We start from the raw sequence: 12,984 nt of genomic DNA, 5'->3' as shown, positions 1-12,984 counted from the left end.
CGGCCGACGCGTTCGGTGAAGGTATAGTGAGCCGCTCGCCCGCTCTCTTCCTCGATGCCACGCCTGTCCCCCGATGAGGAGTCCCGTTGGCCTCCGTCACGAGCACCGGCAGAACACGCTCCATCGACGCCCAGGGGGACCCGCTCGTCCCCCGGCTGCTGCTGGCGCGGCGCCTCCGCGCGCTGCGGGAGGCGCGGGGGATCGGCCGGCGGGAGGCGGCGCGGGCGATCGGCGGCTCCGGCTCCAAGATCTCCCGGCTCGAACTCGGCCGTTCGGGCTGCAAACCCGGCGACGTCGCCGGGCTCCTCACCCGCTACGGCGCGGACGACGACGAGCGGGCCACCCTGCTCGCCCTCGCCGAGCGGGCGAACGCGCGGCCCTGGTGGCACGCCGACGCCGACATCGTCCCGGGGTGGGTGCGGCCCTACCTCAGCGCCGAGCAGGCGGCCAAGCTGGTCCGCACGTTCGAGGCCCAGTTCGTCCCCGGCCTGCTGCAGACGGAGGACTACGCCCGCGCGCTGATCCGCCGCGGCGGCCCGGAGCCGGAGGCCGAGCGGCGCGTCGAGTTCCGGATGCGGCGCCAGCGGGTCCTGCGCCGCCGTCCGCGTCCCCTCAACCTGTGGGCCGTGCTGGACGAGGCGGCGCTGTGGCGCCCGATCGGCGGCCCGGAGACGATGCGGGCCCAGATCCGGCACATCGTCGAGCTGTGCCGGCGGCCGAACGTCACCGTGCAGATCGCGCCGTTCGGGATCTGCGGCCGCGTCGCCGGCGACGGGCCGCTCACCCTCGTCCGGTTCCCGCAGCAGGGCCTGCCCGACATGGTGTACCTGGAGCGGGCGAACAGCGGCCGGTACCCGGTCCGGCCGCAGGAGGTCGAGCGGCACTGGCACGTGTTCAACACGCTGGTGACCGAGGCGTCCCCGCCCGAGCGCACACCGCACATTCTGGCCGGCATCCACGGCACCTACTGAGCCATTCGAGCAGGCGGTTCGCACCGGGCCTTTTCTTGCGGACCGTTCCAATCCGAGCGGGCGGCGGGATCGGCGATCACGCACTCCCGGCTGACCACTTCCGGCCTATATCCATAAATGACGGATAATCAGGAGGAAACGCCCGGCACTTCGGGGACGTACGGCACAGGGGCCTCCCGCGGCGCCCGTGTTTACCGGACGGACATCCGGTTACCGGGCATCACTGACGCCCTCCTCGCCGCCGCCGTCGAAGGAATGCCATGTCCGTCCGCGAGCGCCTGTGGAATGGGACCGAGGAACGCCGGGCCCGGGGCGAACTCCAGGCCGCAGAGAACTTCCCCGTCGCCACGCGCCTGCTGCCGGCGCGGTACCGCGCGCACCTGCTGAACGTGTACGGCTACGCCCGGCTCGTGGACGACATCGGCGACGAGGCGCCGCCCGCCGAGCGGACCGCGCTGCTCGACCTCGTGGAGCGCGACCTCGACCGGATCTACGCGGGCACCCGGCCGGAACTCCCGGTGATGCGCGACCTGGCCCGGACGGTCACCGCACGCTCCGTCCCGGCGGAACCCTTCCGCCGCCTCCTGCGCGCCAACCGCCTGGACCAGGAGGTCACCCGCTACGAGACCTTCGACGACCTGCTCGGCTACTGCGCGCTGTCCGCCGATCCGGTCGGGCACATCGTCCTGCACGTGTTCGGCGCCGCCACCCCCGACCGGATCGCGCTGTCCGACCGGGTCTGCAGCGCGCTCCAGGTCATCGAGCACTGCCAGGACGCCGCCGAGGACCACCGCAACGGCCGGATCTACCTGCCGGGCGAGGACCTGCGCCGGTTCGGGTGCGCGGCGGACGACCTGGCCGCGGCCGTCACCCCGACCCGGCTGCGGGGCGTGCTCGCCCTCCAGGCGGGCCGGGCGGCGCGGCTGCTGGACGAGGGCGCGGCGCTGACCGGCCGGCTCCGCGGCTTCGCGCGGATCGCCGTGGCGGGCTACGTCGCCGGCGGCCGGGCGGCGCTCGCGGCGCTGGAACGCGAAGCCTACGACGTCCTGGGAGGCCCCCCACGGCCGAGAAGAACGCGGCTGCTCGCCGAGTGGTCGCGGACGCTGCGAAGGAGATGACGAGATGGACGAGGCCGGAGTGGGGACGGCCGGGGCCTACCGGTACTGCGAGGGTGTCGTCCGCTCGCAGGCGCGCAACTTCTCCTACGGGATCAGGCTGCTCCCCGGCCCGAAACGGCGGGCGCTGAGCGCCGTCTACGCCTTCGCCCGGCGCATCGACGACATCGGCGACGACCACGGGGCACCGGCCGCGGACAGGCTCGAGAAGCTGGCGGACGAGCGCGCACGGCTCACCGACCCGGCCGCCCATCCGGCCGATCCCGTGCTCGCGGCGCTGGCCGACGCGGCACGCCGCCACCCGATCCCGCTCGACGCGTTCGGGGAGCTCATCGACGGCTGCGAGGCCGACGTCCGCAGCGCGGGCTACGACACCTTCGACGACCTGCTGTGGTACTGCCGGTGCGTGGCGGGCGCCGTCGGCCGCCTGTCGCTCGGCGTGTTCGGCACGTCCGACCCGGAGACGGCCGTGCCGCGCGCCGACGCGCTCGGCGTCGCGCTGCAGCTCACGAACATCCTGCGGGACGTCCGGGAGGACCGGGAGAACGGGCGCGTCTACCTCCCGGCCAAGGACCTGGTCCGGTTCGGGTGCACGCTGCACCGCGACGAGCACGGCCGCCCGGCCGACCCGCCGGAGCGGCTGGCGGCGCTCATCCGGTTCGAGGCGTCCCGGGCGGAGGAGTGGTACGGCACCGGGCTGAAGCTGCTGCCCATGCTCGACCGCCGCAGCGCCGCCTGCGCCGGGGCGATGGCCGGCATCTACCGGCAGCTGCTGAGGCGCATCACCGCCGATCCCCTCGCGGCGCTGGAGACGCGCACGTCCCTGCCGGGCTGGGAGAAGGCCGCCGTGTCCGCCAAGGCGATGGCGGGACTCCACCGATGAGCGCCGGGGAAGGCCCCGGAGGGCGGGTCGCCATCGTCGGCGGCGGCCTCGCCGGCATCACGACGGCGCTGGCGCTGCAGGAGACGGGCGTACGGACGACGATCTACGAGGCGCGTCCCCGGCTCGGCGGCGCCACCCACTCCTTCGAACGGGACGGGCTCACCGTCGACAACGGGCAGCACATCTTCCTCAAGTGCTGCACGGCGTACCGGGGGCTGCTGGAACGGCTGGACGCGCTGGACCGGGTCCATGTCCAGGACCGCTTCGACGTCCGCGTCCTGACCCCAGACGGCCCGCACGGACGGCTCCGCCGCGCCAAGGCGCCCGGCCCGCTGCACTTCATGCCCGCCCTTGCCCGCTACGAGCTGCTCCCGCCGGCCGACCGGCTGCGCGCCGTCCGCGGGTCGCTGGCGCTGCGCCGCCTCGACCCGGCCGACCCGTCCCTCGACGGCATCGCCATGGGCGGGTGGCTCGCCCGCCACGGGCAGGGGCCGCGTGCGCGGGCGACGCTCTGGGAGCTGTTCGTCACGGCGGCGCTCAACATCGCGCTGGACGACGCCGCGCTCGGCCCCGCCGCGATGGTCTGCCAGACGGCGCTGTTCGGCCGGCCCGACGCCGCCGACATCGGCGTCGCGTCCGTCCCCCTCGGCGACCTGCACGGCACCGCCGCGGCGGCGCGGATCGAGCGGGACGGCGGCCGGATCCACCTCGGGGCGAAGGCGACGGCGGTCGAGGCCGGGCCGAAGCTCGTGGTGAACGGCTCCCCGGTCACCGCGGACGCCGTCGTCGTCGCGGTGCCGCACCGCGCCGCGGCCGCGCTCGTCCCCGCGGCGGCGTGCCCGGACCGGGAGCGCTGGGCGGGGCTCGGCTCCAGCCCCATCGTCAACGTCCACGTCGTCTACGACCGGCCGGTCATGGACGTGCCGTTCGCCGCGGCGGTCGGCTCGCCCGTCCAGTGGGTGTTCGACCGGACCGCGGTGAGCGGCCTGACCGGCGGGCAGTACCTCGCGGTCTCGGTGTCGGCGGCCGGCGACCGGATCGGCGTCCCGGCCGCCGAACTGCGCCGGGTCTACCTCGCCGCGCTGGAGCGGCTGTTCCCCGCCGCCCGCCGCGCCCGCGTCACCGACTTCTTCGTGACGCGGGAACGGCACGCCACATTCCGCCAGAGCCCCGGCAGCGGCGCGCTGCGTCCGGCGTCCGCGACCCGGCTGCCGTGGCTGTTCCTCGCCGGCGCGTGGACCGACACGGGCTGGCCCGACACGATGGAGGGAGCCGTGCGCAGCGGCCTCACCGCCGCCCGCCTCGTCCGGCGCCACCTGCACGCGACCGCCCGGGACCACTGACCGAGAGGAAGGGAGCGCCCATGACCACGACCGAGGCGCCGGGGCTCACCGGCGCGGCGGCGGCCGCCGTCGAGGCCGCCCGCGACCACCTGCTCGGCCTGCAGTCGCCCGACGGGTGGTGGAAGGCGGAGCTGGAGACCAACGTGACCATGGACGCCGAGGACCTGCTGCTCCGCCAGTTCCTCGGCATCCGCACCGACGGCGAGACCCGCGAGGCGGCGCGCTGGATCAGGTCGCGGCAGCGCGACGACGGCACGTGGGCGAACTTCTTCGGCGGCCCGCCCGACCTGTCGACCACGATCGAGGCGTACGTCGCGCTGCGGCTGGCCGGCGATCCGGCCGACACCGCGCACATGCGGCGCGCCGCCCGCCACGTGCGGGAGGCCGGCGGGATCGAGGCGAGCCGGGTGTTCACCCGCATCTGGCTGGCGCTGTTCGGGCAGTGGCCGTGGGACGACCTGCCCGTCATGCCGCCCGAGCTGATGTTCCTGCCGAGCCGGGTGCCGCTGAACGTCTACGACTGGGCGTGCTGGGCGCGGCAGACGATCGTCCCGCTGACGGTCCTCGGGTCGCTGCGTCCCGTCCGGCCCCTGCCGTTCGACCTGGCCGAGCTGCGGTGCGGGGTGCGTCCCGCGCAGGACGCGAAGGGCTGGGGACGGGTCTTCGCCACGCTCGACCGCGCCCTGCACGTGTACGAGCGGCGCCCGGTCCGGCCGCTGCGGACCGCCGCGCTGCGCCGCGCCGCCGAGTGGATCATCGCCCGCCAGGAGGCCGACGGCTGCTGGGGCGGCATCCAGCCGCCGTGGGTGTACTCGCTGATGGCCCTGCACGAGCTGGGCTACGGCCTCGACCACCCGGTCATCCGCCGCGGCCTCGCCGGGCTCGACCGGTTCACGATCAGGGACGAGAAGGGCCGCCGCCTGGAGGCGTGCCAGTCGCCGGTCTGGGACACGGTCCTGGCGATGAACGCCCTATCCGACGCGGGGACGCCGCCGGGCGACCCGGCGCTGCTGCGGGCCGCGCGCTGGATCGCCGCCGAGGAGGTCAGGGGCCCGGGGGACTGGCAGGTCCGCCGCCCGTCGCTCCCGCCGGGCGGCTGGGCGTTCGAGTTCGACAACGACGTCTACCCCGACACCGACGACACCGCCGAGGCGATCCTCGCCCTGCGGAGGTCCGGCCTCCCGGACGCGGCGGAGCCGATCGGGCGGGCCGTCCGCTGGCTGACGGGCATGGCCTCCCGCGACGGCGGCTTCGCCGCCTTCGACGCCGACAACACCCGGGAGCTGTGCACGAAGCTGCCGTTCTGCGACTTCGGCGCGGTCATCGACCCGCCGTCCGCGGACGTCACCGCCCATGTCGTCGAGGCGCTCGCCAAGGAGGGGCACGCGCGGACGACCGTGGTCAAGCGGGCCGTGGTGTGGCTGCTGAAGGCGCAGGAGGCCGACGGCTCCTGGTTCGGGCGCTGGGGAGCCAACCACGTCTACGGGACGGGGAGCGTGGTGCCCGCGCTCATCGCCGCCGGCGTCCGCCCGGACAGGCCCGCGATCCGCCGTGCCGTGGCGTGGCTGGAGGAGCACCAGAACGACGACGGCGGCTGGGGCGAGGACCTGCGCTCCTACGACGACCCGGCGTGGATCGGGCGGGGGGCGTCCACGGCGTCCCAGACCGCCTGGGCGCTGCTGGCGCTGCTCGCCGCCGGGGAGCGCTCTTCGGCCGTGGACGGCGGCGTCCGGTGGCTCGTCGACCACCAGCGCCCGGACGGGAACTGGGACGAGGAGCACTTCACCGGCACCGGGTTCCCCCGCGACTTCTACATCAACTACCACCTCTACCGGCTCGTGTTCCCGATCAGCGCCCTGGGCCGCTACGTGGCGGCGCCCGCATCGACGGATCTGAAGGAGGCCGGCGAATCATGAGCATGCCGTTGCGCCAGAGCGTGCGCGTCGGAACCCACATCCTCCGCAACAAGCTGCGGGGAAGGGACAAGTTCCCGCTGCTCCTCGAACTGGAGCCGCTGTTCGCCTGCAACCTCTCCTGCGCGGGCTGCGGCAAGATCCAGCACCCCGCCGACGTGCTGAAGCGGCGCATGCCCGTCGAGCAGGCCGTCGCCGCCGTCGAGGAATGCGGCGCGCCCATGGTGTCCATCGCGGGCGGCGAGCCGCTCATGCACCCGCAGATCGACGAGATCGTGGCGGAGCTCGTCCGGCGCAGGAAGTTCGTCTTCCTGTGCACGAACGCGCTGCTCATCCCGAAGAAGATCGACAGGTTCGCGCCGTCGCCCTACTTCGCGTGGGCCGTGCACATCGACGGCCTCCGGGAACGCCACGACGCGTCCGTCTGCAAGGAGGGCGTCTTCGACGACGCCGTGGCCGCCGTCCGCGAATGCCGCCGCCGCGGATTCCGCGTCACGACCAACACGACGTTCTTCAACACCGACACCCCGCAGACCGTCATCGAGGTCCTCGACTACCTCAACGACGACCTCGCGGTGGACGAGATGATGATCTCGCCGGGCTACGCCTACGACAAGGCGCCCGACCAGGAGCATTTCCTGGGCGTCCAGGAAACGCGGGAACTGTTCCGCAAGGCGTTCGCGGGCGGGAACCGGAAACGGTGGCGGCTCAACCATTCGCCCCTCTTCCTCGACTTCCTGGAGGGCAGGGTCGACTTCCCCTGCACGGCCTGGGCCATCCCGTCGTACTCGCTGTTCGGATGGCAGCGTCCCTGCTACCTGATGTCGGACGGCTACGCGCAGACCTACCGGGAACTCCTCGACGAGACGGACTGGGAGTCCTACGGCAGGGGCCGCGACCCGCGCTGCGCCAACTGCATGGCCCACTGCGGCTACGAGCCCACGGCCGTCTTCGGCACGGTCGGCTCCCTGAAGGAGTCGCTGCGGGCGCTCCGCAGCACGTAGCCGGCCTGGACGACCGCTGCCCGGCCGGAAAGCCCGGCCCGATGGGCCGTTCCGCCGCTTCGCCGCCGCGGCCGCATTACCATGATCCAGTAATCGGACCATGAACTGGACAAGGTGACCATGGCGGACGAAACGCCGGAATGGCCTCCGGCCGAGCTCGACTTCGACAAGCCCACCATCGCCCGCGCCTACGACGCGCTGCTCGGTGGCAAGGACAACTTCGCCGTGGACCGCGCCCTCGCCGACCAGACGGCCGAACTGATCCCCGGGCTGCGGGAGTCGGCGATCGAGAACCGCAAGGTCCTGGTCAGGGGCGTCCGGTACCTGGCGCGGGAAGCCGGGATGGACCAGTTCCTCGACCTCGGCAGCGGGCTGCCCACCGTCGAGAACACCCACGAGGTCGCGCAGCGCGAGAACCCCCGGGCCCGCGTCGTCTACGTCGACATCGACCCCCTGGTGTCGGTGCACGGGCGCGCCCTGCTCGCGAACAACGACGTCACCAAGGTGATGACCGCCGACGTCCGCGACCCGGAGACCGTCCTGTCCGCGCCCGAGGTGAAGGGCCTCCTCGACTTCTCCCGCCCGGCCGCGATCATGCTGGTCGGGATGCTGCACTACCTGTCCCCGGACGTGGTCGACGACGTCGTCGGCGCCTACCGCGACGTCCTCGTCCCCGGCAGCCACCTGTTCATGACCTCCCTGGTCGACACCGGCCTCCCGCAGCAGCAGGAGCTCGCCCGCATCACCCGCGAGAACCTCGAAGAGGGCTGGGCCCGGACGCCCGAGGAGATCGAGGCCCAGTTCGGCGACTTCGAGCTCATCGAGCCCGGCGTGACCTACACGGCCCTGTGGCGTCCCGACGGCCCGGTCGACCCCGGCAACCTCGCCCCCGGCGAGCAGCTCGGGATGGCGGGCATCGCCGTCAGGCTCTGACGCCCCTGCGGCGCGCGGCCCCGGCGTCCGCCGACGCCGGGCGGGTTTCTCCTGCTCTCGTGGGGAAAGGCGGGAAAGAGCGTGAAGAGTCGTGAGGGGGACGACATGCAGCACGATCATCTGATCGGCCAGGTTCAGGCACGCGCGCACCTGCGCAGCCGGGGGGAGGCGGAGCGGGCCTGCCGCGCCACGCTCGAAACGCTCGGCGAGCGGCTGCCCGAGGGGCTCGCGGACAATCTCGCCGCGCAGCTGCCGCGCGAGATCGGCGAGCACCTGCGGCGCACCGAGGTGTTCGGCGGCGCGGGGACGGGCGAGCGCTTCGACCGGCACGACTTCATCGAGCGCGTCGCGGCCCGCTCCAGCGCGGACGACGCCCGGGCCGCGTACATGGCGAGGGTCGTCCTGGAAGTGGTGGGGGAGGCCACCCAGGGCGGCGTGATGAACAAGGTGAAGGACGCCCTTCCCGACGACATCCGGCAGCTCGTGACCGCCGGCAGCAGCGGCTGAGGCGAGCCGCTCTAGTGGCGGCTCAGGTCCACGACGCAGAAGGCGTTGCCGTCCGGGTCGGCGAGGACGACGAAGTCCGAGTCCGGCGGGTACAGGTCCCAGTCGACCCTGCTCGCCCCGAGTCCGACCAGGCGCTCGATCTCTGCCTCCTGCTCGTCCGTGGTGTCCACCAGCAGGTCGAGGTGGATGCGCGGGTGCCGCTCGGCGGGCGTCTCGCTGAGCATCAGGCCCAGCGCCGGGCCCGACCCGTCGGCGTGCTCCAGCGTCCGCCACCTCGGCGTGGCCGACCTCTCCACCGCCACGAGGTTCAGCGCGGAGGTCCAGAAGGTGACCGCGCGGGGCATGTCGTCCACACCGATCACGGGAAAGAGTCGTGGCATGAGCCCAGTCTAGGTAGGGGCTCGCCGATCTACGGGGTGAAAGATGACGGCAGAAGAGATCACCGAGCGCATGCTGGCGGGCGCGGTGACGACGATGGAGACGATCAGCACCGCGCTCGGCGTCCACCTGGGCCTGTACCGGGCGCTCGCGGACGGCCCCCTCGACGCCCGCGGCCTGGCCGACAAGGCCGGCATCCACTCCCGCTACGCGCGGGAGTGGCTCGAACAGCAGGCGGCCTGCGGCCTGCTGACCCCGGCCGCCGACGCGGCGGACCCGTACGCGCGGACCTTCGCCCTGCCGGACGACGTGCGCGAGACGCTGCTCGACACCGACAGCCTCTACTACGCCGGAGCGCTCCCCGGACTCGTCGTCTCCCTCGCCGAGATCCTGCCGCAGGTGGCCGACGCGTACACCACCGGCGGCGGCGTCCCGTACGCCGCGTACGGGGCGGGCGCCCGGCACGGCATCGGCGGCCTGAACCGGCCCGCGTTCCGCGCCGGGATCGCGGACTGGGTGGCGGCGCTGCCGGACATCGAGGCCCGGCTGACCGGGGGCCCGGCCAGGGTGCTCGACCTGGGCTGCGGCACCGGCTGGTCGTCGATCGCGCTGGCCGAGGCGTTCCCGGCCGCCGGCGTCCACGGCGTCGACATGGACGAGGCGTCGATCGCGGAGGCGGCGGAGCACGCCGCCGAGCACGGGCTGGCGGACCGGGTGACCTTCGCGTGCGCGGACGCGTCCGAACCCGGCGCACCCGGCCCCTACGACCTCGTCTGCACGTTCGAGGCGCTGCACGACATGGCCGATCCGGTGGCGGTGCTGCGGTCGGCGCGGGACGCGCTCGCCCCCGGCGGAGCGGTCCTGATCGGCGACGAGAAGGTCGCCGAGGACTTCACCGCCCCGGGTGACCTGCTGGAACGGCTGAACTACGGGTTCAGCGTCCTGCACTGCCTGCCCGCCACGCGCGCCGAGGGCACCGCCGTGGAGGCCGGTACCGTGCTACGGCCGGGCACCGTGCGTTCCTACGCCGAGGAGGCGGGCTACGCCGGCTTCACCTCCCTCCCCATCGACCACGACCTGTGGCGCTTCTACCGCCTCGACCCGGCCTGATCACCCCAGTTCGAGGCGCAGGATGCGGTCGTCGCCGGGACGGGGGTCGGTGCCTCCCCAGGTGGCCTCGTCGGTGTTGGACGTGGCGAGCCACAGAGACCCGTCCGGGGCCCGTTCCACGGTGCGGATGCGCCCGTACTCGCCGACGAAGTGCTCGACGGGCTCCCCCGCGGCCTCGGGGCCGTCGACGGGCAGCTGCCAGAGCCGCTGACCGCCGAGGGCGCCCATCCAGATCGACCCCTCCGCGTAGGCGATGCCCGAGGGCGATGCGTCGTCGGGGTGCACGGTGAAGATCGGCCGCTCGCCGGTGTCACCGTCCGTCCCCTCGGTGTCGGGCCAGCCGTAGTCGCGGCCCGGCCGCAGGACGTTCAGCTCGTCCCAGGTCCGGTGGCCGAGCTCGGACGCGTAGGCGGTGCCGTCCGGGCCGAAGGCGATCCCCTGCACATTGCGATGCCCCGAAGAGAAGATCGGAGAGCCCGGCGCGGGGTTGTCCTCCGGGACCGACCCGTCCGGCCGGATCCGCAGGATCTTGCCGTTGAGCGAGTCCCCGTCGGCCGCGTTCTCGGGCTCGAACGCGTCTCCCGTCCCGATCCACAGGTTGCCCTCGGGCCCGAAACGCAGCCGGCCGCCGTGGTGCCGGTCGGCCGTCTCGATCCCGTCCAGGACGACGCGCTCCTGCCTGAGCGACCGCAGATCCTCCGCGACGCGAAGCGCGACGACACGGTTGGCGGGCGGCCCCGACACGTACGCGTAGACCGTCCGGTCCTCGGCGAACTCGGGCGAGGTCGCCAGCCCGAGCAGACCGCCCTCGGCGCTCGCCACCACACCGGGCACCTCTCCGACCGGCACCGGCTGACCGCCCCCGGCCGGAATCCGGTGGATCTGCCCGGACGCGCGCCCGGAGACCAGGGCCGAGCCGTCCGGCAGGAACGCCAGCCCCCACGGCATGTCGAGCCCGATGACCAACTCGGTCACCCGCCCCGGCGCCGAGGCCGGGCCCGTCCGGCCGGGGTCCTCCGGTTCGGCCGCCGCCGCGCAACCGGCGAGCGGCAGGACGGCGACGAGCATCAGGGCGATGGCGTACTTGGGAAGCATGGCGTGCCTCGTCTCCCGCGGGGATGTTAATGCTGACAACGAAAACACGATAACGTTGCCAACGTCAACACTGCCAACGTGAACTCGTTGGCAGTGTCAGCACGGGGCCGGAGCCACGGCCATGAAGCGGGGCGGGCAAGCGCGAAGGCGGCCGTCCCCGGAATCCCGGGGACGGCCTTCGGCGGGCGCCGGTGCGTACGTCCGCGCCGCCCTCCACGTGAACCGGCTATTCGTTCAGCTCGGGCAGCCCTTGAACAACGCCCGAGAGTGGGCGCCCTTCTTGATGACCGGCCGCTCCTTCTGGACGAACATCATGATCTGCCCGGGGGCATAGGGGTCGGCATCTCTGACGTACCAGTTACCGGGGATCTTCTCCCTTCCCCCGTTGTAGCCGTAGTTGTTCACCATGTAGTTGTACGTCCCCACGGTCAGCTTGCGCTTCGCGATGCGCCGCTCCGCCTCGTCCACGGTCAGGCCGCGGATGTCGAGGCAGTGCAGGGCCTCCCCGGGGGCGAAGGCACTGCTGGTGCTGCTGTACTGCTCCCCGGGGCGGGCCTCACGACCGAAGGCGATCTCCGCGTTGTTGCGGTAGCCGACGGGGATGCGCAGCCCCCGGATGCACTTGCCGTCGCCGCGGCCCCCGGTGACGCAGCGCCCCTCCTCGATCGTCTCGATCTTCCGGGTGTCCGGGCCGTCCCCGTCGTCCTGCATGACGATCGTGCCCACCACGCTGGGTGAGGCCGGGACGGTCATCAGCTTGATGTTCATGCCGTGGGCCGCGAACTCCCGCTGGTAGCGCCGCGGGTCGGCCAGCGGGTCCTTGATCCGGACCTCGATGTGATCCTTCTTCTTGGTGAAGCTCAGCGCCGCCACCGGCCGCGGGTCGAATCCGCTGGGCGAGACCGCGTTCCGGGACGGCTCCGCAGGCGAACCGGCGGGGAGCAGGGCCAGCGACGTCACGGCGACCGCGCAGCCGGCCGCCACGGCGACCGGCACGCCGATGCGCAGGTACCGGCGCCGCCTCGGCGGCCCGGCCGGGACGGGCTCCGCGGCCGTGATCAGTTCGAGCAGTTCGCGGCGCGTCTCCGCACGTACCGGGCGCACGGCCGCGGCGTCGGAGATCGGTGCGGCGCGGTCGAGCAGAATACGGGGATCGGAGTTCATGCGGGCCTTCCCTTCGAAGGTGCGGCGGAGGCCCGGACGACCATGTGCCCGGCGCCGCGCTGTTCCAGTTCCCGGGCGAAACGACGGCGGGCCCGGTGCAGCCTGATCCGGACCGCGTTGCGGGACACCCCGAGCACGGCCGCGATCTGGCCGTTGTCGAGCCCTTCCCAGGAGGCCAGGCCGAGCAGCTCCCGATCCCCCTCCCGCAACGCGCGCAACGCGGCGCCCACCTCGGGATGCCCCTCGTCCGGGACGGGCGCCGAGGCCAGGTCCGCGGCGAGGTTCCCGCCGATCCTGGCGGCCAGGTGCCTGCGCCGCCGTTCCCCGCGGCGCAGGTTCGCCAGGGTGCGCCGCGCGACGCCGTACAGGTAGAACCGCGCCTCGTCCCCGTGCGGGACGTCGTCGAGGCGGCGCCAGCAGACCAGGAAGGTCTCGGCGATGACGTCCGCGGCGTCGTCGGCGTCGCCCACCCGCCGCCGCACGTAGCCCGTGACGTGCCCGAGATGAGCCTCGTACAGCTCCTCGAACCGGGCCGAGCGTTCGTTCCTCAAGCCATCTCCTCTCGCCG

At 73.3% G+C, this 12,984-nt stretch carries 13 protein-coding genes; 9 read left to right on the top strand and 4 right to left on the bottom strand.

The window, feature by feature from the left end:
- Positions 1–86 precede the first annotated feature (86 nt).
- The 8 genes from E1289_RS07805 to E1289_RS07770 all read left to right on the top strand — a co-directional run bounded on the left by E1289_RS07805 (position 87) and on the right by E1289_RS07770 (position 8,669).
- Positions 87–971, top strand: coding sequence for a helix-turn-helix transcriptional regulator (locus E1289_RS07805; protein ID WP_131976813.1), 885 nt, complete (start codon positions 87–89; stop codon positions 969–971).
- A gap of 260 nt (positions 972–1,231) precedes the next feature.
- Entirely contained in the window at positions 1,232–2,089 is an 858-nt protein-coding gene (gene hpnC / locus E1289_RS07800) for a squalene synthase HpnC (RefSeq protein WP_131976811.1), read from the top strand.
- Between the two features lie 4 nt (positions 2,090–2,093).
- Positions 2,094–2,969, top strand: a complete 876-nt coding sequence (gene hpnD / locus E1289_RS07795; protein WP_131976809.1) for a presqualene diphosphate synthase HpnD — start codon at positions 2,094–2,096, stop codon at positions 2,967–2,969.
- On the top strand, positions 2,966–4,312 hold the full coding sequence (gene hpnE / locus E1289_RS07790; protein ID WP_131976807.1) for a hydroxysqualene dehydroxylase HpnE: 1,347 nt from the start codon (positions 2,966–2,968) through the stop codon (positions 4,310–4,312). Before hpnD ends, hpnE begins: the two co-directional genes overlap by 4 nt.
- Before the next feature lie 20 nt (positions 4,313–4,332).
- Positions 4,333–6,228 carry a squalene--hopene cyclase gene (gene shc / locus E1289_RS07785; RefSeq protein ID WP_131976805.1) on the top strand — a complete coding sequence of 632 codons (1,896 nt, stop codon included), beginning with the start codon at positions 4,333–4,335 and terminating at the stop codon, positions 6,226–6,228.
- Positions 6,225–7,229, top strand: a complete 1,005-nt coding sequence (gene hpnH / locus E1289_RS07780) for an adenosyl-hopene transferase HpnH (protein ID WP_131976803.1) — start codon at positions 6,225–6,227, stop codon at positions 7,227–7,229. Before shc ends, hpnH begins: the two co-directional genes overlap by 4 nt.
- Before the next feature lie 120 nt (positions 7,230–7,349).
- Entirely contained in the window at positions 7,350–8,162 is an 813-nt protein-coding gene (locus E1289_RS07775) for an SAM-dependent methyltransferase (RefSeq protein WP_131976801.1), read from the top strand.
- Positions 8,163–8,243: 81 nt separating this feature from the next.
- Positions 8,244–8,669 carry a DUF2267 domain-containing protein gene (locus E1289_RS07770; protein WP_243712683.1) on the top strand — a complete coding sequence of 142 codons (426 nt, stop codon included), beginning with the start codon at positions 8,244–8,246 and terminating at the stop codon, positions 8,667–8,669.
- An 11-nt stretch (positions 8,670–8,680) separates the two neighbouring features.
- Here E1289_RS07770 and E1289_RS07765 read toward each other — a convergent pair whose 3' ends face one another.
- The gene (locus tag E1289_RS07765; RefSeq protein ID WP_131976799.1) at positions 8,681–9,049 is read right to left on the bottom strand and encodes a VOC family protein; all 369 of its coding nucleotides are present in this window, start codon (positions 9,047–9,049) and stop codon (positions 8,681–8,683) included.
- Between the two features lie 43 nt (positions 9,050–9,092).
- Here E1289_RS07765 and E1289_RS07760 point away from each other — a divergent pair, with 43 nt between their 5' ends.
- Complete coding sequence (locus E1289_RS07760) at positions 9,093–10,157, top strand: class I SAM-dependent methyltransferase (RefSeq protein WP_131976797.1); 1,065 nt, start codon at positions 9,093–9,095, stop codon at positions 10,155–10,157.
- Here the strand turns inward: E1289_RS07760 and E1289_RS07755 are convergent, their stop codons facing one another.
- The 3 genes from E1289_RS07755 to E1289_RS07745 form a co-directional block, all read right to left on the bottom strand.
- Positions 10,158–11,252, bottom strand: coding sequence for a PQQ-dependent sugar dehydrogenase (locus E1289_RS07755; RefSeq protein WP_131976795.1), 1,095 nt, complete (start codon positions 11,250–11,252; stop codon positions 10,158–10,160).
- 234 nt (positions 11,253–11,486) lie between these two features.
- Entirely contained in the window at positions 11,487–12,416 is a 930-nt protein-coding gene (locus E1289_RS07750; RefSeq protein ID WP_131976793.1) for a hypothetical protein, read from the bottom strand.
- On the bottom strand, positions 12,413–12,967 hold the full coding sequence (locus E1289_RS07745; protein ID WP_131976791.1) for a sigma-70 family RNA polymerase sigma factor: 555 nt from the start codon (positions 12,965–12,967) through the stop codon (positions 12,413–12,415). The genes E1289_RS07750 and E1289_RS07745 overlap by 4 nt, the downstream gene beginning before the upstream one ends.
- Between the last annotated feature and the right edge of the window lie 17 nt (positions 12,968–12,984).

Origin of the sequence: Actinomadura sp. 6K520, assembly GCF_004349245.1 — a bacterium.
In the GTDB taxonomy this organism is placed as follows: Bacteria; Actinomycetota; Actinomycetes; order Streptosporangiales; family Streptosporangiaceae; genus Spirillospora.
This window is presented reverse-complemented; position numbering and strand designations above follow the sequence as displayed.

What these genes read in the sequence shown, in the direction of transcription:
- hpnC (WP_131976811.1), top strand. Translation starts at nt 1,232, where the DNA reads ATGTCCGTCCGCGAGCGCCTGTGGAATGGGACCGAGGAACGCCGGGCC.
- hpnD (WP_131976809.1), top strand. Translation starts at nt 2,094, where the DNA reads ATGGACGAGGCCGGAGTGGGGACGGCCGGGGCCTACCGGTACTGCGAG.
- hpnE (WP_131976807.1), top strand. Translation starts at nt 2,966, where the DNA reads ATGAGCGCCGGGGAAGGCCCCGGAGGGCGGGTCGCCATCGTCGGCGGC.
- shc (WP_131976805.1), top strand. Translation starts at nt 4,333, where the DNA reads ATGACCACGACCGAGGCGCCGGGGCTCACCGGCGCGGCGGCGGCCGCC.
- hpnH (WP_131976803.1), top strand. Translation starts at nt 6,225, where the DNA reads ATGAGCATGCCGTTGCGCCAGAGCGTGCGCGTCGGAACCCACATCCTC.
- E1289_RS07775 (WP_131976801.1), top strand. Translation starts at nt 7,350, where the DNA reads ATGGCGGACGAAACGCCGGAATGGCCTCCGGCCGAGCTCGACTTCGAC.
- E1289_RS07765 (WP_131976799.1), bottom strand. Translation starts at nt 9,049, where the DNA reads ATGCCACGACTCTTTCCCGTGATCGGTGTGGACGACATGCCCCGCGCG.
- E1289_RS07760 (WP_131976797.1), top strand. Translation starts at nt 9,093, where the DNA reads ATGACGGCAGAAGAGATCACCGAGCGCATGCTGGCGGGCGCGGTGACG.
- E1289_RS07755 (WP_131976795.1), bottom strand. Translation starts at nt 11,252, where the DNA reads ATGCTTCCCAAGTACGCCATCGCCCTGATGCTCGTCGCCGTCCTGCCG.
- E1289_RS07750 (WP_131976793.1), bottom strand. Translation starts at nt 12,416, where the DNA reads ATGAACTCCGATCCCCGTATTCTGCTCGACCGCGCCGCACCGATCTCC.